General features: G+C 47.7%; 19 protein-coding genes. 10 read left to right on the forward strand and 9 right to left on the reverse strand.

Annotation, left to right across the window (positions count from 1 at the left end):
• From Q0386_RS00725 to Q0386_RS00755, 7 genes are all read right to left on the reverse strand, one after another.
• Positions 1 to 244 (reverse strand): BadF/BadG/BcrA/BcrD ATPase family protein (locus Q0386_RS00725; RefSeq protein WP_299025677.1); only part of this gene is annotated, 244 nt, incomplete at its 3' end.
• A 429-nt stretch (positions 245 to 673) separates the two neighbouring features.
• Positions 674 to 2,164, reverse strand: coding sequence for a hypothetical protein (locus Q0386_RS00730; RefSeq protein WP_299025680.1), 1,491 nt, complete (start codon positions 2,162 to 2,164; stop codon positions 674 to 676).
• A 93-nt stretch (positions 2,165 to 2,257) separates the two neighbouring features.
• Positions 2,258 to 3,715, reverse strand: coding sequence for a hypothetical protein (locus Q0386_RS00735; RefSeq protein ID WP_299025683.1), 1,458 nt, complete (start codon positions 3,713 to 3,715; stop codon positions 2,258 to 2,260).
• Positions 3,716 to 4,055: 340 nt separating this feature from the next.
• Entirely contained in the window at positions 4,056 to 4,967 is a 912-nt protein-coding gene (locus tag Q0386_RS00740; protein WP_299025686.1) for a hypothetical protein, read from the reverse strand.
• A gap of 273 nt (positions 4,968 to 5,240) precedes the next feature.
• Positions 5,241 to 6,269 carry a c-type cytochrome gene (locus Q0386_RS00745; RefSeq protein ID WP_299025689.1) on the reverse strand — a complete coding sequence of 343 codons (1,029 nt, stop codon included), beginning with the start codon at positions 6,267 to 6,269 and terminating at the stop codon, positions 5,241 to 5,243.
• Positions 6,266 to 7,528 (reverse strand): cytochrome bc complex cytochrome b subunit, encoded by a 1,263-nt coding sequence (locus Q0386_RS00750; RefSeq protein ID WP_299025692.1) that lies wholly within the window; start codon positions 7,526 to 7,528, stop codon positions 6,266 to 6,268. Before Q0386_RS00750 ends, Q0386_RS00745 begins: the two co-directional genes overlap by 4 nt.
• Positions 7,529 to 7,538: 10 nt before the next feature.
• The gene (locus Q0386_RS00755) at positions 7,539 to 8,042 is read right to left on the reverse strand and encodes a Rieske 2Fe-2S domain-containing protein (protein WP_299025695.1); all 504 of its coding nucleotides are present in this window, start codon (positions 8,040 to 8,042) and stop codon (positions 7,539 to 7,541) included.
• 339 nt (positions 8,043 to 8,381) lie between these two features.
• On the opposite strand from Q0386_RS00755, the gene Q0386_RS00760 reads away from it, so the two are divergent.
• A complete protein-coding gene (locus Q0386_RS00760) occupies positions 8,382 to 8,762 on the forward strand; it encodes a VOC family protein (protein WP_299025697.1) in 381 nt (126 codons plus the stop codon).
• 82 nt (positions 8,763 to 8,844) lie between these two features.
• Here the strand turns inward: Q0386_RS00760 and mnmG are convergent, their stop codons facing one another.
• Both mnmG and Q0386_RS00770 read right to left on the reverse strand, forming a co-directional pair.
• Positions 8,845 to 10,710, reverse strand: coding sequence for a tRNA uridine-5-carboxymethylaminomethyl(34) synthesis enzyme MnmG (gene mnmG / locus Q0386_RS00765; protein ID WP_299025699.1), 1,866 nt, complete (start codon positions 10,708 to 10,710; stop codon positions 8,845 to 8,847).
• A gap of 206 nt (positions 10,711 to 10,916) precedes the next feature.
• On the reverse strand, positions 10,917 to 11,336 hold the full coding sequence (locus tag Q0386_RS00770; RefSeq protein ID WP_299025701.1) for a hypothetical protein: 420 nt from the start codon (positions 11,334 to 11,336) through the stop codon (positions 10,917 to 10,919).
• A gap of 353 nt (positions 11,337 to 11,689) precedes the next feature.
• On the opposite strand from Q0386_RS00770, the gene Q0386_RS00775 reads away from it, so the two are divergent.
• Genes Q0386_RS00775 through Q0386_RS00815 form a run of 9 tightly spaced genes read left to right on the forward strand, consistent with a single transcriptional unit; the run spans position 11,690 to position 20,904 of the window.
• Positions 11,690 to 12,436, forward strand: a complete 747-nt coding sequence (locus tag Q0386_RS00775; RefSeq protein WP_299025704.1) for a 4Fe-4S dicluster domain-containing protein — start codon at positions 11,690 to 11,692, stop codon at positions 12,434 to 12,436.
• Positions 12,430 to 14,397, forward strand: coding sequence for a proton-conducting transporter membrane subunit (locus Q0386_RS00780; protein ID WP_299025707.1), 1,968 nt, complete (start codon positions 12,430 to 12,432; stop codon positions 14,395 to 14,397). The genes Q0386_RS00775 and Q0386_RS00780 overlap by 7 nt, the downstream gene beginning before the upstream one ends.
• A gap of 10 nt (positions 14,398 to 14,407) precedes the next feature.
• Positions 14,408 to 15,337, forward strand: a complete 930-nt coding sequence (locus Q0386_RS00785) for an NADH-quinone oxidoreductase subunit H (protein WP_299025710.1) — start codon at positions 14,408 to 14,410, stop codon at positions 15,335 to 15,337.
• A gap of 1 nt (position 15,338) precedes the next feature.
• Complete coding sequence (gene hyfE, locus Q0386_RS00790) at positions 15,339 to 15,983, forward strand: hydrogenase 4 membrane subunit (RefSeq protein ID WP_298059015.1); 645 nt, start codon at positions 15,339 to 15,341, stop codon at positions 15,981 to 15,983.
• Positions 15,984 to 15,985: 2 nt separating this feature from the next.
• Positions 15,986 to 17,467 (forward strand): hydrogenase 4 subunit F, encoded by a 1,482-nt coding sequence (locus Q0386_RS00795; RefSeq protein WP_299025713.1) that lies wholly within the window; start codon positions 15,986 to 15,988, stop codon positions 17,465 to 17,467.
• Positions 17,464 to 19,200, forward strand: a complete 1,737-nt coding sequence (locus Q0386_RS00800; protein ID WP_298945274.1) for an NADH-quinone oxidoreductase subunit C — start codon at positions 17,464 to 17,466, stop codon at positions 19,198 to 19,200. The genes Q0386_RS00795 and Q0386_RS00800 overlap by 4 nt, the downstream gene beginning before the upstream one ends.
• On the forward strand, positions 19,197 to 19,736 hold the full coding sequence (locus tag Q0386_RS00805) for a formate hydrogenlyase complex iron-sulfur subunit (protein WP_295145296.1): 540 nt from the start codon (positions 19,197 to 19,199) through the stop codon (positions 19,734 to 19,736). Before Q0386_RS00800 ends, Q0386_RS00805 begins: the two co-directional genes overlap by 4 nt.
• The gene (locus Q0386_RS00810; RefSeq protein WP_298055275.1) at positions 19,733 to 20,563 is read left to right on the forward strand and encodes an NADH-quinone oxidoreductase subunit B family protein; all 831 of its coding nucleotides are present in this window, start codon (positions 19,733 to 19,735) and stop codon (positions 20,561 to 20,563) included. The genes Q0386_RS00805 and Q0386_RS00810 overlap by 4 nt, the downstream gene beginning before the upstream one ends.
• On the forward strand, positions 20,560 to 20,904 hold the full coding sequence (locus Q0386_RS00815) for a formate hydrogenlyase maturation HycH family protein (RefSeq protein WP_299025716.1): 345 nt from the start codon (positions 20,560 to 20,562) through the stop codon (positions 20,902 to 20,904). Before Q0386_RS00810 ends, Q0386_RS00815 begins: the two co-directional genes overlap by 4 nt.
• Positions 20,905 to 20,959: the final 55 nt, after the last annotated feature.

Here is a 20,959-nt window from a genome sequence, read left to right on the forward strand (position 1 = left end):
GGCCGTGGCATAAAATTTCGCTCATGCTAAGCTGCGCGTAGTCCACGCTGACGCGTCCGTAGCCCGTAGCCGTTACGAAGCCCCCGCCGTAGCCTTTTTGCTCTAAAATTTGCTTGATCTGCCGCGCGACTTTGACCGCGCTAAAGCCGCTAGGTAGCAAAAACAGCTCGCAAAATTTGCCGCACTCATCCATAACGGCGACCTTTGATGAGGTCGAGCCGATGTCGATACCGATAAAATACATACTCTAATCCGTAGTAAATTTTTCCGACACGCGGAACTTCGTCAAATTTGAGCGCAAATTTGAGCTCAGGTTTGTGTAAATTTGCAGAAACTGTAATGAAGATAAATTTATGCAAATGTAAATCGCGACCGCGATCTGCTTTGGTTGAAATTATAGCCAAAATCGGACGTAAAAAGCGAGGGAAAGTTAAAAATATTATTTTGCACATCAAATTTGAGATTTTTGGCGGGTCAGGCGAGAGTAAAATTTGACGATGGAAATTAATGTACGGCGTTAAATTTTAAGTTAGGTTTTGAGGTAAGCGACAAGCAAATTTGATGGTCGTGAGAGGCGAGAGCAGACTATCAAATTTGGCTGGCGCAGTATGTAAATTTAGCCCGATCAAAAACGGGCTAAAATGCTAAATCCTACTAACCAAAAAGAGCCAGCCTACCGATAAACCTCGCCGTCGATGATCGCCATAGTTTTGTTATCTTTACTGCGTGGCAGGGTGTAGAAAAAGCTGTGGCGAACGACCGTACCGTCGTCGTATTTTAGCGTTAGCTCGCCTTGATCGAGCGTGTATGAGCCCTCGTCGCTACGTGATTTCGAGCTGCCCCCGTCTATGCTGCCGCCTGGGGTACCCGAGGTTGCCATAGCATACGACGATCCGCCCGAGCTAAAGCGCCCTTTGCCGTCAAAGCAGTAGTATCCGCTCACGCCTACGCTCACCGTATCGCTGCCACCCGACCAGCCGTGCAGGGACGACGAGCTGTCCTTGCGAAACGAGAAGCACTCTTTTGGCATTTGGCTTGAAATTTGCGCCTGAAACATATAATACCCCGTGCCGATTGAGTTCCACAAAAAGGTGCAGTCGTCGTTCTCGCAGTAGTAGCTCGTATCGTAGTCGTCGTTGCTAGTTGTCGTTAGGATGCCGTCTTTGACCTTATACGTTCCGTCGATGCGCGTGCGCCAGTCGGGCTTTTCTAGGCGGCTAGCGTAGGTGCCGTCGTCGCGTAGATAAAAGGAATAATCTTCGCTCGTGTTTAAAAGCATGTTAAATTTCGTACCGCCAAATACCCCCGAGCCTTTTTTGCTCGCCCCGGCGCTACTATGTTTGACGCTAGAGTCCTTTGCGGGTTTTGCGGACTCGACCGAATTTGAGCTTGATTTGTTTGCTTTTGCCTGCGCGCTACTTGCGCTTTTTTTAAAGACGAACAAGACCTCTTGCCCGTCCGCGACTTGTTTGTATTCGAGCATGCCGTCCTTTAGCCAAAACTCGCCCAGCCCTTTAGCGCTAAGCGCGTATTTGCCGCCGCCTAGACTTTCGTAGCCGCTTTTGCCTGCGCTATTGTTGCACGAACCGTCCGGATTTACGCCCACGATGCCTACCGTCGCTTCATCGCCGCCGATCTCAAAAAACGAGTCGCCGAAGCACTTTTGTCCCGCGACTTTAAAGCTCTGCCCCTGCGCCTTTAGCGAGACTAGCTCCCATCTGCCCTCAATCTCGCTTAAATTTGACCCGCCGGGGCTTGCTTGATTTAGAGCGCCGTTTACGATGCCGGCTAAATTTACCTCGTCTTTTTTAAAGGTAAATACGATCTCGCCGCTGTCCGTGCCTTGTTTGTATTCGAGCGAGCCGTTATTTAGCCGTAGCTCGCCGCCGCCAAGCGAGTATCTGCCGCCGCCTAGGTTTTTTAGAGCGAAGTTTTGTTCGGCTTTTTCGCATGAGCTGCCGCCCGCGCTACTTAAGCTTAGGCGCGCGCTATCGCCGCTAGCCTCGATAAAAGAGTCTTCGAGGCACTTTTGTCCGGCCGTTTTAAACGTCTGCCCCTGCGCCGTAACCGAGACGATGCTCCATCTGCCCTCTAGCTCGCTAGCGCTTAAATTTAACCCGAGGCAAAGCGCCGCGAGGATTGCGAAAAATTTAAATTTAGCCATGTTTTTCCTTTCGTAAATTTTTAAGCCGTCTGCGGCGGTTTTGCCTTCGGCTTTTTGTTCTCAAATTTGCCCTGGTTTTACGCCGATGGGTTGTTATTCGTCCAAAAAATGTATCACGCCGTCGACGACCGCTCCGCCTGCCTTGCCTTCGCTAGTAGGCGGGATATAAAAAAAGCTATGACGCTGCGTCCGTCCGTCGTCGTACCTGAGCGTGAGCTCGCCCGCGTCTAGCGTATATGAGCCCGCGCTACTGCTAGATCTTGTTCCGCCGCCGCCCACATTGCTCATGGCGGCGGAGGAGTAGGACAAACTGCCGTCCTTGAAGTGGCCTTTGCCGTCGAAGTCATAGTACCCGCTCACGCCTCCGCCAACAACGTCCAAATCGCCCGAGGCGTTGTAAATGGACATGGAGCCAACGGCGGTGAATGAGTAGCTGCCCTTTGGCACCTCATTTAAGATTTGAGCGTTAAAGAGATGGTATCCGCCGTCGCTCCACAAAAACGTGCAGTCCGCATTCTCGCAGCTATATGTGCTTTGCTCGCCGTCGTTGGCGGTTTGTACGATTTTTTTGCCGTCTTTTTTATACGTGCCGTCGATGCGCGTGCGCCAGTCGGGCTTTTCTAAACGGCTCGCGTAAGTGTCGTCGTCGCGCAGATAAAAGGATATGTCGATGTTCGTGTTTATGAAAAACCACTTGCCTGCAAACACGCCCGTGCCTTTTTTGGTAGCTTTTGCGTCGCTATGCTTGACGCTAGGGTCTTTTTGGGGCTCTAAATTTGAGCTTGATTTGGCTTGTGTCTGATTTGAGCTAGCGTGTGCCGCGCGGCTTTTTTTAAAGGTAAACAAGACACCGCCCGCGCTTTGTTCGTATTCGAGCGTGTCGCCCTTTAATCTAAATTCGCCCGCGTCGTTATCTAGCGCATACCTACCTGCGCCAAGGCTTTTGTAGCCGCTTTCTCCCGCGCCGGTTTTGCACGTGCCGTCCGGATTTGCCGCTACGATACTGACCGTTGCTTTGCCGCCTGCTATCTGGAAAAACGAATCCTCAAAGCACTTTTGGCCTGCCGTTTTAAACGTCTGCCCTTGTGCTGCGACCGAGTCGATCTCCCATCTGCCCTCTAGCTCGTCCGCGCTCAAATTTGAGCCGGTTGCGGTTGCCACGGCTTTGTTTGCGGCCGCGTCTTTTTTGAAAGAAAAGACGATAAAATTGTCGCCGTCTAAGGACTGCTTTACTTTTAGTGCGTCTTTATCTAGCCAAAACTCGCCGATAGGACCCAGCGCGTATTTGTCCGCGCCTATGCTCTTAAAGGCGTAGCTTGCCGCGCCGCTTTTGCACGCACCGTCCTCGCCTACGGAGCTAAGGCCTAGCTTTGCCTCGCGGCCGCTAACCTCGAAAAACGAATCCTCAAAGCACGTCTGTCCTGCCGTTTGAACCTCCTGCCCGTCTATGTTTGCCGAGACGATGCCCCACCTGCCCTCCAGCTCGCTAGCGCTTAAATTTAACCCGAGGCAAAACGCCGCGATGGTCGCAAAAAATTTAAATTTAGCCATATTTTTCCTTTTTGGTAAAATTTATGAAAAAACGGTGGCTGATTTTAGCATCTAAGTATAAATGTACGAGAATTTAAGCAATGAAAAACGAAAGTAAGCTCAGCTTTTTGCGGCGAATTTATCGCTTTGCGCCTATTTTAATTCCGCAGTTGTCGTAAACTAGCGCAAAAACGTTTTGCAAAGCGGGAGTAGCGTACGAGTTTAATTTATATTTCGCAAAATCTCGGTACCTAGGCTAACTTAAGCCTTTGAGTAGCGACTTAAGTTTAAGCTAAAACGCACGGCGAGATATCTTTAATCGGTGCTAAAATCGCGCACGCCAGCGGCTAAAGCGTCTTTTTCAAAGTCTAAAAATACGCCTATAAATCGCGTTGTCGATATCGCCGTCGTTCAAAAACTCCAAATAATCATTTCGCATCTCCTCGCTCATAGCGTAAAAAGGCGAGACGGGCAGCAGGCACTCAAATAGCGACGCACCGCCGCAAAACGCGCTGCCGCCATCGCCGCCTTTAAAGTATATCGGCGCGCTTACAAGCTCGATCGGGTAAGGATCAAAGGCGATGAATAGCCCGAATAAATTCGGCTCAAATAGCGAAAATTCCGGATTTTTGGGCTGATTAACGTGCGGTAACGCTACCTTGTCGAAACCCAGCTCGTCGCCAAAACGCCAAAGCGTGCGCGCGCCGCATCCGGCTAGGTATTCCCATTCGTCCTGGCTGGGTAGGCTAAAGCCGTTCTTGCGTAAATTCGCTTCAAGCTCCTCGTGCGTGACGTCGTAAAACAAAAACGCGCGAATTTTGCCGTCTTCGCGAACTAACTTTATCGTGCTCCAAACCGTCATTTCAGAAATATCTTTGTCTTTACCGCACAAAAAATCCTCTATCTCGTTTGCGTAAATTTTAAGCCTTTCGTCGCTTAAATCTACCTCGTACCAGCTAAGTTCGGCGGGTTTTCTTTCGGCTAACACAGTGGGGATTTTGGCGCGGCGAAGCGGCGAGGTTTGTTCTGCTACGAATTCGCGCAGGCTTTGATCCTCGGGACAAAAGTCGCATTGTTTTTTAATCTCTTTTGTCGAATTTTCATCTAAAACGGCAAAATCATCCCAGCCAAGTTCGGGCTCGTCCCCCGGGATAAAAACGAACTCGCTCCCCTCAAAATCAAAAATGCCCGTCTCAAAGCTATGCTCGCCGCACGTAAATTTGCTTAAATTTAGAAATTTAAATTGCGGATATGCGGCGGATATTTTTAGCATCGCATCTTGTTTTTCTTTGGAATTTAGCTTTTGAAATTCTGCTTTGTTTATCTTTTTTCCTTATTAAAATTTAACGCATTTTAGCGGACTAATCTAAAAAATGTTTAAATTTAGACGAGCGGCGCGGCTCAACTCGGCTTTGAGCTAGACCGTAAGCGATAAAATAGATTCAAGTAAAAACTATTTGCGAGTTAAAAACAGGGCGAATTTAAAAATCAAAAAGAAGGATGCGAAGCGGTAAATTTAAAAAGAGCCCGGAGTCGGGCTCAAATTTTAGTGTAGGCTAGACCAAACTTTGCGTTTCCAAAGCCATCCGAAGATGCCGAAAATCAGGAAGTAAATCATCACATTTATGCCTAGACTTTCGCGCTCGGCTTTTTTAGCGTCGCCGGCTTTTTGCATATAGGCTACGATTTGATCCTCGCTAGCCTTGCTTAGTCCTACGCGAGGCATCGCTGTGCCTGGTAGCATCTTTTGCGTGTCGTTTATAAATTTATGCAGATAATCATCGCCTTTTGAGCGGATCATCATCGATAAATCAGGCGGGTTTGAGCCCATATACGCGGCTAAATTTACACGGTTGGTTAGCGTGTATTTGTTTTCGTACTTCATATCGTGACATCTTTGACATGCGTCGTGAAATACCTGTTCGTCGCTAACTTCTTTAGGCGCGATAGACTTTAGATACGCAACTATATCAGCGATCTCGGCATTTGGATCTTCTCCGCCCGCTCCGAAAAAGGCCGGCATCGGATAAGGCTTTTCGTCGTTAAATTTATGCGTTAGCTTTAGCGCTTTAGTCGGGTCTTTTATAAGAGCTACTAGGGAATGCGCGTCGTATATCGCTCCTGCAGTGCTAAGATCGGGCGGTACTACGCCGTACGCTTCGCTAAGTTCGGCAGCGCTCATAGCTGTCGGCATGCCTGCAGCCTCTACGCCGTGACAGCCCGTACAACCCGCGTTAGCAAAAGTTTCCGCGCCTTTAGCGGCGTCTCCTTTGGCTAAATTTATAGTCTTTACTTCTTTCCAAAACGCCGTGTAATCCTCAAGAGATTTTTTTGCTTCTTCTAAATCTTTTTTCGCTCCGGCGATTTTCTTTTCGTCGTTTAGTGCTTGCGCGGCTTCAAGAGCTTTTTGTCTAGCTTCTACTACGGATTTAGCTTGAGCTACGTCCTCTGCGCCAAAGTCATAATCAGCCGAATTTACGTGCGGATGCATGACGCTGTGTGCGTATGGCTCTATGCCCCAGTACGCTACGCCGGTAAGCGCGACTACGATTATAAAAATTTTTAGTTCTTTCATTTCATCGCTCCTTTTTTCTCAAGAGTCGTTATGATAGGTAAAACGACAAAAAGCAGAACGAAAAACGTAATGGTCGAGTAAAATCCTATCCATGAGTTTGAAATACCAAGCGTCACGCCGTCGGCAGGTAGCTTGCCAAATATCGTAAGCACGATCATATCGACCACTAGCAACCAGAACCATACGAAAAAGCCCTTTCTCTCGTGAGCCGGAGCCACGACGTCGCTTCTGTCGTAAAGCGGCATGAAAAATAGAGCTACGCCTGCGATCGCAAACGCGATAAGGCCGATGTTGTAAGCTTTAAATCCGAAAATATCGAAGAAAAATCCGCGCAAAATCTCGTACTGCCACAAGAAGTACCACTCAGGATAGATGTGCGGAGGCGTTTTTAGCGGGTTGCCCGGCTCGAAATTTATCGGATCCATCGCAAAGTTGAAATGGAAACAGACTAAATAGAAAAAGAAAATCATGAAAAAGCCGATATACATGAAGTCTTTTGCCAAAAAGCCCGGCCAAAACGGAATTACTTTCGCGTTTTTCGTATCGCCGCTTAGGTATTTTTCGGCTTCTACTTCAAAGTCTATCTCCTCGCCCGTTTCGTTATTTACGTGCGGAACGCGAAGCGTATAAAAGTGTATCGCGACGACTGCTATAAGCACGATCGGTAGCAAGCATACGTGAAGCATGAAAAATCTCGTCAAAGTCGGATCGCTAACGGCGTAGTCGCCTCTGATCCACTCGACCACCGCATCGCCGATAACCGGGATGCCGCCGAATAAATTCGTAATAACCATCGCCGCCCAGTAGCTCATCTGACCCCAAGGTAGCATATATCCGCTAAAAGCCTCGGCTGAAAACAGGATGAAGAGCAACATACCGCTGACCCAAATCATCTCGCGACCTTTTTTGTAAGAGCCGTAGTAGATCGCCGTAAAGGTGTGTATGTAGATGATTAAAAATACGACCGAAGCCGCAACTGCATGTATGTGACGCCATAGCCAGCCGTACTCGACTTCTTTCATTATAGTCAAATTTACGCTGTCAAAGGCTAAATTTATGTCCGGCTTGTAGTACATAACTAGCATAAATCCGGTAAAAATAAGCAAAGCAAAAAGCGTCGTGAGTATAACGCCCATCGCCCAGAGGAAATTTATATTTTTCGGTATCCAGTATTCGCTGACGAGTACTTTCATTAGCTTGTTTAAGGCGATCCTCTGATCTAGCCAGTCTAAGACGCCCGTTGATTTTCTGATGTGCATTTTTCCCTCCTTACGCTTGAGCCGCTAGTTTTTCGTATTCGGGGCTGGTTTCGCCCAGAACGAGTTTCGTACCGTCTATCTTAAACGGCGGTATGTCTAGCGGTCGAGGAGGAGGGCCGAAGGTATTTACGCCGTCTGCGTTAAATTCGCCTCCGTGACAGGCGCAAACGAAAAGTTGCTTGCCCGGTTTCCACTCCGGGATACAGCCAAGATGCGTGCAAAGCCCGATCGCCACCATATATCTAGCACCTTCTACTACGATATCGCGCTTGTCGTTAGGCGCCATCGAAGCGTCTTTTTTTAGGATAAATATCGGCTTTTTACGCCACTCGATCTGGCGCATCTCGCCTTCTTTCATTGGGCTAAGATCTACAGTCGTAAATCCGGCCGCCTTTACGCTAGGAAGCGGGTCCCAGGTCTTTTTAACGGCTACGAGAGTCGCTGCGCCGCCGACTGCGGCTACCGCGCCAAACGCTAGACCGATAAAATCTCGTCTTTCTTGTTTTACGGACATTACTTTCCTTTCAACGGTTTTTGAAGAATAATCGAGATTATACTCTTATGAAAATTAAACTTTCATTTTTTCGGCAAATAGTTTAAATGTTTAAACTATTTTTAAATCATTATTTACTATTTCGTATTTTAAGGCTTTCGGGAGTAAAATTTGAGTGTAAATTTGGTTTAGTCGGTTAAATTTGACGGCCTATAAACAGATGTAAATTTAAATTATATTTTAGTTTGCGCGTTTTACCCGCACCGCAAAATTTGACGCCGAGCGACTTTAAATTTACGCCGTCAAATTTGCCGTTTTTAGCGGGCAATGCTTGGTTAAATTTGATTAAAAGGAGAATATATGCGTATCGCTTCGATCGATCACATCGTTTTAACGGTGGCAAATTTGCAACGGACGCTTGATTTTTACGTGCGCGTGCTGGGTATGCGCGAGGTTGATTTCGCAAACGGACGCAAAGCTCTGGCCTTTGGCTCGCAAAAGATAAATTTGCACGTAAAAGGCGAGGAGATTTTGCCAAATGCGCGAAACGCAAACATCGGAACGGCTGATATTTGCTTACTTACCGATACGCCGCTTGAGCTAGTTTTAGAGGAGCTAGAGGCTGCTGGCATCGCCGTAGAGCAGGGCATCGTGCCGCGAACCGGCGCGCTTGGAGCGATAAGCTCAATCTACGTGCGTGATCCGGACGGAAATTTGATAGAGATTAGTAGATACGTTTAAATTTGACGGGTTTATAAAAAGGCGGAGCGTTAAATTTAACCTCAAATTTAACACCCATCCTTTTAAATAGCCTTATTTTCGCTTACTGCGACCCCCTTGCGTTCATCTTTATATAGATGTGCAAAATATCTATCGCCGCAGGCGTCACGCCGCTGATCTCGCTAGCCGCAAAGAGCGTCGGCGGGGCAAATCTCTCGAGCTTTTCGACCACTTCGTTGCTAAGCCCGCTGATACCGCGGAAGCTAAAGCCCTCGGGGATTTTCACGCTCATCATATCTTTCATGCGGTCGATCTGCTTTTTTTGCTCGGCGATGTAGTGTTGGTATTTGGCTTCGGTTAAAATTTGCTCCAAGCTAGCTTCGTCGAGCGCCTCGAAAAACGGATCTAGCTTGCGCAGCTTTTCGCCCGTGAAGCTTTTTCTAGCGACGATTTTTTGCAGGGTCAAATTTTGGCTGATTATCTCCTCGTCAAGGCTAGCTAAAAGCTCCAAATTTCGCTTTGTCGGCGTGATCTCGGTGCCGTTTAGCAGCTCTAGCCCGCGAGTCAAATTTGACCTTATGGCTTCTATTTTCTCAAACGTCGCCTCGTCTAGCAAGCCAAGCTCGCGGCTGTATCCTCCTAGGCGCAGCACGGCGTTATCCTCGCGCAAAAGCAGCCTATACTCGGCGCGCGAGGTAAACATGCGGTAGGGCTCCTTTGTACCTTTGGTCACGAGATCGTCGATGAGAACGCCGATATAGGCCTCATCTCGGCGCAGGATGAACGGCTCTTTGCCGTCAAGCGCAAGCGCTGCGTTTATGCCGGCCATCAGACCCTGCGCGCCAGCTTCCTCGTAGCCCGTCGTGCCGTTTATTTGGCCTGCGAGATAGAGTCCGCGCGCCTTTTTGGTCTCTAGCGTGTGCTTTAGCTCGGTAGGCTGGACGTAGTCATACTCGATCGCGTAGCCGTGGCGCACGATGCGAGCGTTTTCAAAGCCTCTGACCGAGCGTAGCATCGCGACCTGCACTTCATACGGCAAGCTCGTAGAAAAGCCGTTGATATAGTACTCCGTGGCCTCTAGCGTCTGCGGCTCGACGAAAAGATGATGTCTGTCGCGGTCGCCGAATCTATTTATCTTATCCTCGATACTCGGGCAATAGCGCGGACCCACGCCCTCTATCTGGCCCGTAAATAGCGGCGCTTTGTCGAAATTTGAGCGTATGATGTCGTGCGTAGTCTCGTTCGTGTAGGCGATATAGCAGGGCAGCTGCGTAGGCGCAAAGTCCCGCGTGCGGAAGCTAAATGGGCTTGGATCCTCGTCGCCGCCTTGGATCTCAAGCACGCTAAAGTCGATACTTTTAGCGTCCACGCGCGGGCAGGTGCCGGTCTTTAGCCGGCCGACCTCTAGACCTAGTTCGCGCAGGCTATCGCTTAGATTTTTAGCACTTAGTTCGCCCACGCGGCCGGCTTCTAGTTTGTTAAATCCGACGTGGATTAGCCCGTTTAAAAACGTACCCGTCGTGATGATGAGTTTGCTGGTTTTATATTCGTTGCCTAGGTGGGTTTTTACGCCCGTGATTTCGCCGTTTTGGCTTAAAATTTGCGTTGCGATCTCTTGGCTGATTTCAAGATTTGGCGTATTTAGCAGTAAATTTCGCATATAGACGCGGTAGCGGTCCATATCGATCTGAGCGCGGCTACCCCGCACAGCTGGGCCCTTGCTCTCGTTTAGCACGCGAAACTGTATGCCCACGACATCGGTCGTTAGCCCCATCTGCCCGCCTAGAGCGTCGATCTCTTTTACGAGGTGGCCTTTTGCCAGGCCCCCTATTGCGGGGTTGCAGCTGGCTGCGCCGATCTGCTCGGCTAGGATGGTGATTAGCAGCGTTTTTTTGCCCATTCTTGCGGCGGCGAGGCTGGCTTCGATGCCTGCGTGACCGCCTCCGACTACGATAATATCATAGTTCATATTCAAATTTTCCTTGTCCTTAAAATTCGCGATTTTATCAAAAAACAGATAAAATATACAAAATTTAAGGAAAGACGGCGAGGAAAATTATCTTAAATTTGACGTTTTTTTGAGCCGGTGCACGTAGTTTGGCGATTTGGCTTAAATTTATTTATAGTAATTTTCGTAGAGTATTTTTGAGAGATCGGGCGGAAATTTAACCGTGCTCAAATTTCCCTCGCGATCTTGTTCATCTTGGCAAAAATTTCCGCTCGCTCGCCGTCTTTTAGATTGCCCATCTCTAGCTTCGTCATCATCTGCATAAAATCAAATTTCTTAAACATTTTTGCGGCTTCTTTGGCTTCGCGCTCTAGTTTGGCGTAGATTTGTGCTTCGTTTTCGTCGCGAGCTAAATTTCGTAAAAACGAGCCGGCCTCGTCGCCGTAAAATTTATCCGCGCCGATTTTGTCTGCCGCGTCGCTTAAATTTGCATTTTCGTTAAATTTATCTAGCATCTGGGCAAAATCCGTCAAATTTGCCGCCGCAAGCGTAGAGCTGGCTAAAAATTTATCGCCCTTTTGGCTTTGACCGACTCGGTTTGCCAAGGTCTTTAAAATCTCGTTTGAGGCACCGTTTTTGATCTGCATTTTTATCCTTTTTATATTACTAACGGCGAGTTCTAGCAAAAAGTATTCCGTCAAATTTGAAACGACGAGATTAAATTTTGGCTTAAGCTTTCTGAAGCATTATAGGACTAAAACACTCTTTTTAGTGTATTAGATGGTCTATGCGTAATATTTTTATCTTCGTGTAAGTTTAAAAAAGTCCCTATTTTACCGTAAATTTAAAGATAAGCTTAAAAATAAATAATTCATAAAAATTAATCTAAAAAATACAAAATTCGTCAGCCAAATGACGGAAATAAATTTCTAAAAGTAATACAATTAGCTCAAGATTTAAGAGAAATCAAGAATCGTAAAACAAGTAGAAAGGAGAATTTATGAAACAACATAAATTTGTGATCGCCGATTACAAACGTTGTATCGGTTGCGCTACTTGCATGGCGGCATGTTTCCGTAGCGCCTATGAGCGCGGCAAGCTCTCAAAGGCTAGGCTAACTGTATTGCGCCAGGCAAAGGGCGTCATGCCGACGCAGTGTCGTCAGTGCGATGACGGTCCTTGCGCGAACGTGTGCCCTACCGGGGCGCTAAGGTTTGACGACAACTACATCGAGCTTCACGAAGAGATTTGTATAGGCTGCAAACTCTGCACTATTGCTTGCCCTTACGGCGCGATAAGCTCGAGCGCCGAGCTCATGCCGTCGGTTAACTACGCGGTAGAGCCGAAGTACTACCTCGAAATCGAGAGCCAGGCGGGCGCGAAAAACACCGCGATAAAGTGCGATATGTGCTTTGGACGCGAAAACGGCCCTGCGTGCGTCGAGGTTTGTCCTACCAGCGCCATCATCATGGTCGATCCTTTGCACAGCCATCACAAGCTTGGCAACAAGATCGAGCAAGAGGCCGCTCAGGCTTTCGTCGATAAAATTTTACGCGGAAGCGGAAATTTAAAAGAGCCTCACGTTTTAGCCGATATCGGCGCTCAGGACGTGGACGGCGAGGGCGACGTCATCGTCATCAAGGAGCTTGACAAAACTCCTAGCGAGCAGGCAATAGAGCAAGCGGCGTCAAATTCGCGCGCTATGAACGACGAAAATAGCGGCGCAAAAGGGGGTGCGAGATGGTAGGCGTGTATCTGCTTTTCTTAGTTAGCGCCGCCGTTAGCATCCTGCTCTACGGCGCTCAAAAATCAGCCGTCAAAATCGGTTTTGGACTAAGCGCGATCAGCTGTTTTTACGCGCTTTGCTACTTCGTGGCCAATATGGGCGTCACCCAAGGCTTCGCTCTAGGCGGAGACTTTTTATACGCGCCTAAATTTGAGCTAACTCCGCTTGGAAATTTCTTTAGCTTCGTAGTCGTCTTTATCGGCTTTGCCAGCAGCGTCTACGGTATGAGCTACGCGGAGGAATACATAAAAAAAGCAAGCGTAGGCGTTTTTGCCTGTTTGTTTAACCTTTTCATCCTTTCGATGCTTCTAGTTATCAGCGCAAATAACGTATTTTGCTTCATCATTTTGTGGGAGCTTATGACGCTTATCTCGTCTTTCCTTATCCTCGTAAACGACGGCAAAGGCACGCTAAAAGCGGTGATGGTGTATCTTGGCATAGCTCAAGTCGGCGCATTTTGTATCACTTGCGGACTGCTAATAATGGCTCACTACGCCGGCAGCGCCGAATTTAGCAAATTTGCCCACCTAAATATGCCGACTGCGGCTAGCGTCGTCGTGTTTATACTATTTTTGGTCGGTTTTGGCAGCAAGGCGGGTATGTGGCCGTTTCACGTATGGCTACCGATGGCTCACCCGGCCGCTCCTTCAAACGTCTCTGCTTTAATGAGCGGCGTAATGATAAAGGTTGCGCTATTTACTCTAGTTAAATTTACGCTTTTCTTGCCTTTAAGCATTTACTTTGGCTTGACGGTTTTGATTTTGGGTGCCGCTAGCTCGCTTTTTGGCGTTCTTTATGCTCTTTGTCAGCACGACTACAAAGCGCTTCTTGCCTATCACTCTGTCGAAAACATCGGCATCATCTTGCTCGGTCTTGGCACCGGCCTATACGGTCTAGCCGCCGGAAATATGACGCTTGCCGCGATCGGATTTTTAGCTGGATGCTACCACGTGGTTAACCACGCGATATTTAAAGGACTTTTGTTTCTTTGCGCGGGTTCGGTTTTGCACGCTACGCACACTCGCGATATGGACGTGCTAGGCGGCTTAGCTAAAAAGATGCCTTGGACGTCTGTGGGTATGTTTATCGGTATCATGGGTATCGCAGCGCTTCCTCCGGTTAACGGCTTCGTATCAGAGTGGTTTACATATCAAGGCATGCTTCAAGGCGCGCTAGAGCAGGGCATCTTTACTAGATACGCATTTACGCTTTCAGTCGTCGCGCTAGCGCTTACGGGCGTGTTAGTCGGCATGCACCTTAAGCTTTATGCCGTAATCTTTGCGGGAACTCCAAGAGATCAGAAAATTTGGGAAAACGCCAAAGAAAGCCCGGTATTTATGGTGCTTGGCATGATCGTGCTAATGATCGGCTGTATAGGCTTTGGTATAGGAGCTAACGTAGTCGTCGGCTACATCCAAACGGCCGTAAATTCCATAGGCGGCGCAGGCGGTTACGTAGCTAGCCACGGTATAAATTTAACCTCAAATTTAGGCAGCGTCGTTTCAACTCCGCTTATAGCCATCATCTTATGTTCTACTATGGTTTTGCCTTTTGCGATTTTGGCCGTGATGAAAGCAAACCGCGAGAAACCTCGCGAGACCGATCCTTGGGCTTGCGGATTTAAGTACAGCTCTCGCATGCAAATGACGGGCGGCCCTTTTACGGGCGATCTAAGACGCATAATGAACTGGCTGTTTAAAGGCGAGAGAAAAGTCGTGACTAAAGGCTATTTTAACCCGGTTGAGTATCACAACCATCCAAAAGATATCTGGTGGGGACTATTTTACGAGCCGGTGATTAAATTTACCGAAAAGGTCGCCGATAAAATAGGCATAATGCAAAGCGGCTACACCAACGTTTACGCGCTATATATCCTTGTATATCTTTGCGCGATACTAGCGGTTAGCTACTTTTTGATATAGGGGGCGTGAGATGGAAATTTTACAGACTATACTTTTGATGATATTTCAAGTAGTCGTCATCATCTTGGTTGCGCCCTTGTTTGACGGTATGGCCAGAAAACTAAGAGCCAAACTACAATCAAAACAAGGTAGCGATTTCTTCCAGACGTATCGCGACATCATAAAGCTATTTAGACGCGGTAGAACCGTGCCTGCTTGCTCTCACTGGGTATTTAGGCAGGCTCCGTTTTTCTTGTTTGCTACTTCGGCGGCGATACTAGCGGCTATTCCTATTACTTATAGTAAAAGCACGATTTTTGGAGCATACTCCGATATTTTCGTGATTCTTTACCTAGGCGCACTTTTGAGATTCGTATTCGGCGCTGCGTCTATGGATAGCGGCAACCCGTTTGCGGCTACCGGCGGCGGACGCGAGCAGATGCTAGCCGTCTACGTAGAGCCTGTTATGATAATGTGCCTAATCGTCGTTATGCTTGCAGCCGGAACGTCAAATTTAGTAGAAATCCAATCAATGGTAAAAAGCGGACAGATCGGATATCAGATCCCAAGCTTTGCGGTTGCTTCGATCGCGTTTTTGTGGTGCATATACGTTGAAACCGGCAGAAAGCCTTTTGACCTCGCAGAAGCCGAGCAAGAGTTGCAAGAAGGCTTGCTAGGCGAATACGCCGGCTCTGACCTAGGCCTAGTTCAAGCTTCGCTTATCTTAAAACAATTTGCGATGATCGGGCTTTTCCTTTCGATTTTCGAGCCGTGGAATTTTAGCAATCCTTTCCTTGCCGTTATAATTTTCGTTTTAAAGGCGGGAGTGTTTTACGTAGCGGCCGTGTTTATAGATAACTTCGGACCTAGGTTCCAGATGACTTCGTCCTTGCGTAAAAACGCGGTAGCCGCTCTAGCCATATCTTTCGTGGCTTTGACGCTTTACGTCGTGGGGGTGTGAGATGAATATTTTAGATACTTTGGCTATCTGTATGATGGTAACGTCTTTGGCGGTTTTCGGGCTAAGAAGCCTAAAACTATCCGTCATAGTTTATGGAGTTCAGACGCTGCTATTAGTCGGGATATTTTTTGCGTTGTCGTCTAAATTTAACGCCGAGCAACTATCCACGTGGGCGGTCGTGGCGTTTTTTACGAAGGTTTTATTCGTGCCTGCGATCTTGCTTTGGCTTATTAAAAATCTTGGCGTCGTACACGAAGACGAGCCTGTGGGCGGCTTTTTTGTGAGCCCTGTTATAGCGATGGGTTTTAGTTTGGCTTTGGCGATGAGTATTAATCCGATATTTTTGGAGTTTTCGCTTATTAAAGAAGAGATAATGCTACTAGCCGCGGTTTGCGTGTTTATGATGGGGGTTTTTGGCTTTATGCTTAGAAACTCGTTTATCAAGCAAATTTTAGCTTATTGCCTTTTTGAAAACGGCATACATCTAAGCCTAGCGCTTATGGCTTACAACTCAAACGAGCTTGTTGAGCTTGGAATTTTAACCGATGCGATTTTCGCCGTTATCATCATGAGCGTTCTAGCGATTAGATTTTATAAAGCATACGGCAGCCTTGACACGTCTAAGGCTACAAATTTAAGGGGATAGAGATGGATAGTTTAACTTTGATATTAATTTTACCGCTTCTTGGAGCGATACTGCTATTTTTCTCTCCGAAAAATTACGCGACTTTGAGTTTGCTTCACGTAGCCGTTAGCGCAGTTACGTCTTTGGCGTTGCTATTTAACGTAAGCAAGGTTTTAACCGGCGGTACGTTTTATGCGCACGATAAATTTTTGTTTCTAGACAGCCTTGGCTGCGTATTTTTGATACTTATCGCGGTTACCGGCTTACTCGTAAATTTATACGCGACCCACTATATGAGATGGGAGCTTGAAGAGGGACATATAAATTTAAGCGCGCTTAAGAAATACTACGCGCTTAGCCACGTATTTATCTTTACGATGAGCTTAAGCGTCATCTGTAACAACGTCGCGTTTATGTGGGCTGCGATCGAGGCTACTACGCTTTCATCAGTGTTTCTAGTAGCGATCTTAAAAGATCAAAAATCAACCGAGAGCGGCTATAAATACATAGTCCTTTGCTCTATCGGCCTAGCGTTTGCGCTTTATGCGACCGTGCTTCTTTACTCTGCGACCTTTGCGGAGATAAAAGACGGCGAGGCAGCGATGCTATGGACCGGCATAATGGCAAATGCTAAAAATTTAAACCATGACGTTGCAAAGCTAATCTTTGTCTTTGCGCTTATCGGATTTGGCACCAAAGCCGGCCTTGCTCCTACTCACACCTGGCTTCCCGACGTTCACGCCCAAGGCCCAGCCCCGATTTCGGCTCTACTTTCAGGCGTTTTGCTAAAGTGCGCGATGCTAGCTTTATTTAGATACTACGCTATCGCGGCTCAAGCTACCGGTATGGAGTTTGTTCAAAGCGTGATGATAGTTTCCGGTCTTATTACGCTATTTGTGGGCGGAATTTTCCTAATCAGACAACACGACGTAAAAAGGATGTTTGCCTACCACTCTATCGTGCATATGGGCGTTATAGCTTTTTCTTTGGGAGTCGGCGGATTTTTCGGGCTATTTGCGGCGATTTTTCACTGCCTAGCTCACAGCTTTACCAAGGCTCTCGCGTTTTGCTCAACGGGCAATATCGCTAGAATTTACGGACACAAAGATATGAGCAAAATGGGCGGCATGATAAAGATAGCTCCCGTAACTACGATGATGTTTGGCGCTGCGGTTTGCTCGCTGGTAGGCGTGCCCGCGTTTGCGATATTCGTTAGCGAATTTAACGTCTTCGTCGGCGCCGTAAATAGCGGTCAATACTTTAGCGTCGCTTTATTTGCGATAGCTCTTGCCATCATCTTTATCGCGGACTTCTCGCACTTTAACTTAGCAAGCTTCGGCGAACCTAAAGGCGCGGTCGTTCATAATAAAGAGATGAGTATATTAGAAAATTTACCGCTTATCCTGCTTTGCGCTTTGATTATAATCTTTGGCGTTTGGCACGTGGATAACTTTTATACGCTGGTTGAAAACGGCGTTAAGATAATAACTGGAGAACTATTATGAGAGGCGATAAATTCGTTGAAATTTTAAAAACAAAGGTAAAGGTTCTAGAAGTAACCCGCCAAGCCGACGATCAAATTACTGTCCTAGTGGACAGAAACGATCTTCCGCTTGCGGTTAAGACCCTTTACTACGATATCGGCGGTTTCATCTCTACGATGATACCTAGCGACGAGAGGACTATAAACGGCTGTTTTGCGCTTTACTACGCTTTATCTATGGAGGGTGGCAAGATGACGGAAGAAGACGACTTTGCTGCCGAGGATAAGTGCTTTATCACCGTTAAAACGCTAATTCCCGGCGTCGATCCGACTTTTCCGTCGGTTACGCCGCTAGTGCCTGCTTGCGTTTGGTACGAAAGAGAAGCCTACGATATGTTCGGCCTAGTAGCCGAGGGTTTACCCGATAAGCGTAGATTGGTGTTAAGCGACGATTGGCCTGACGGCCTTTATCCGCTTAGAAAAGACGCGATGGACTACCGCTATAGACCAGATCCGGTCGCTCATCAAGATGAGCCAGATACCGAGTTTTTATTTCCAAAAGGCGATAGCGTCATCGACGTGCCGCTTGGGCCTTTGCACGTAACCAGCGACGAACCGGGACACTTTAGGTTATTTTGCGACGGCGACGAGATCATAGATGCGGACTACCGCCTCTTTTATCAGCACCGCGGTATGGAAAAGCTAGCCGAAAACCGTATGAACTACGATCAGATGGGCTACCTTGCAGAGCGCGTCTGCGGAATTTGCGGCTACGCTCACGCGATTGCGTGTATAGAAGCGGCAGAGAAGGCTATCAGGCTTGAAGTTCCGCTAAGAGCGCAGGCTATCCGCGTGATTTGCCTTGAGATCGAGCGCCTTCACAGTCATCTTTTAAACATCGGTCTAGCTTGCGAGGTAACGGGTAACTATAACGCCTTTATGCATATCTTTAGAGTGCGCGAGTACTCTATGGAGTTAGCCCAGCTCGTAACCGGCGGCCGTAAAACATACGGCAACGTCATCATGGGCGGACTTCGCCGCGACATGACCGATAACGAGATAAAAAAGGGCATCGAGATGATAAACAAGCTCGACGTTCAAATTTCTGAAATTTGGGACGCGGTTATGGACGATAAACGCCAAATCGCGCGCTGGAAAGGCGTGGGCGTGCTAGATAAGCAAGTAGCAAGAGACTTTAGCCCCGTGGGCCCTAATATGCGAGGCTCGGGTCTAAAGCGCGACAACCGCTACGATCACCCTTACGATTTCTTTAAAAATATCGAATTTAAAGTCTACGTAGAGCACGGCGGAGACGTATTTAGCCGCGAAGTCGTGAGATATAACGAGCTAAAAGAGTCCATACATATCATCAGGCAGTGTTTGGAGCTAATGCCTCAAACGCCGATATCAATCGATCCAAAAACGATGATAAAGCCTGAAAATTTCGCCCTCGGACACGTAGAAGCTCCTCGCGGCGAAAACGTCCACTGGATCATGCAAGGCAGCGCGCAAAAGGTTTTCCGCTGGAGATGCCGCGCGGCTACGTATAACAACTGGCCTAGCCTTCGCTATCAGTTCCGCGGAAATAACATTTCAGACGCGGCGCTTATCGTTTGCTCGCTAGATCCGTGCTACTCCTGCACCGACCGCGTTACCGTAGTGGACGTAAATACCAAAAAGAGCAAAATTTTAACCGAAAAAGACCTTAAGAAATTTTGCCAAACGGGCAAAATTAGCAAAAAGGATTTAAGATGATGAAGTTATTTGACGTAACCGAAAAATACGGAAAGGCGACCTACGCCTATCCGTTTGAGCCTTATAAGGTACCCGAAAATTTCCGCGGGCAGCCGTTTTACACCTACGAGCTTTGTATAGGTTGCGCGGCGTGCGGCGTAGCGTGCCCTAGCAACGCCATAGAGCTAAAGATGAACGAAAAGCAAGACAAGCTCGTTTGGCAGTTTGACTGCGGACGATGCATATTTTGCGGACGCTGCGACGAGGTTTGTCCAACCGGCGGCGTGCGTTTAAGCCAGGGTTTCGAGCTTGCGGTTAAATTTGACAAAAGCGCGCTAATTCAGCGCGGCGAACTAGAGATGCAAAAGTGCAAATGCTGCGGCAAACCCTATACGCCGGTTCGCCTTATAAACTATACTTTTTCAAAGCTTAGTACGGCAAATTTGCTCCCGGGCAGACTAGAAGAAGCTAAAGACTATCTATATATCTGCCCCGAGTGCAAAAAAGCCCAAGCCGTAGAGCGCATAACTAAAGACGTAGAGGAGGGGATAAAATGAGCCTTTATCAAGTTCCCGAAAATATAAAAACGGCAAACGACCTAACCGCAAAGTTAGAACATCTAAAAAATATCAAACGAAGCTTTAGCGTCTACCGCATCGACTGCGGCAGCTGCAACGGCTGCGAGATAGAAATTTTCGCCGCTATCACGCCGATGTGGGATCCGGAGCGCTTTGGCTTTAAGCTAGTAGCCAACCCTCGCCACGCAGACATTTTGCTCTGCACCGGCCCGGTTACGCGCCAGATGTATTATCCGCTGCTTCGCGCTTACGAGGCAGCGCCCGATCCAAAGATCGTGGTGGCCTTTGGCGCGTGCGGCAGTACGGGCGGTATCTTTTACGACGCTTATAGCGTTTGGGGCGGTATAGATAAGATTATCCCCGTAGACGTCTATATCCCGGGCTGTCCTCCGCATCCTGCTAGCGTCATATACGGCCTTGGCATGGCTCTTGGCATCATAGATCAAAAGCTGCAAAAAAGAAGCTTTGAGCAAGACGACTGCAAAGCTCCCGCCGTAAAAGAGTCTATCATAGGCGATATACTTTTTGAGCGCGATTTGGAAGCCGAGGCAAAGAGGCTAATGAGCTATATCTTCGGCAGGACGCTGTTTGCCAAGTATATGGACGCGGCCAAAACTTCTCCTAATATCCACGACGTAGCGGCTACTAAAAAAGCGATGCTAGAGGCTATCCATAAAGAAGAAGACCCTAGATACGCCGAGTGTATGGGGCTGCTTTACAACGACGTCTATCTAAAATACGCCAAAGCAAAACGCGATACGCAAAATGCCATCGACGTCAAAAAAGAAATTTGGGATAAACGATGATAAGAGTCTATAAACTAGCCCGCCGCCACATGGACGAAAACGAAAAGATGCCAAAAGAGCTAAAAGATATCAAGCTATTTTCCGTCTGCGTCGGACACGGCGTGGGGACGGTGGACTTTAGCGAAAAAACGCTCGAAATACCCGACGAGGAGTTTGAGCGTATCGTAGCTAGCGGCGGCGAATACGTCAAATTTAAGCTGGGAAATTTAAGTAAGTATTTTGAAGTGGAGATATTTAGGGAGCATGCGGTAAGGCTCATCCCCGAGCTTTGCGAATGCGAGCTAAAAAAAGAGCTTGAAAATCTGCGCGAGGGATATCTGGTGCTTAGGAAGGACTTTTGATGAAATTTAGCTCAAATTCGGCAAACGCTTACGGGTTAAATTTAGCGCACGGAGG

This window comes from uncultured Campylobacter sp. (assembly GCF_938045625.1).
GTDB lineage: Bacteria > Campylobacterota > Campylobacteria > Campylobacterales > Campylobacteraceae > Campylobacter_A.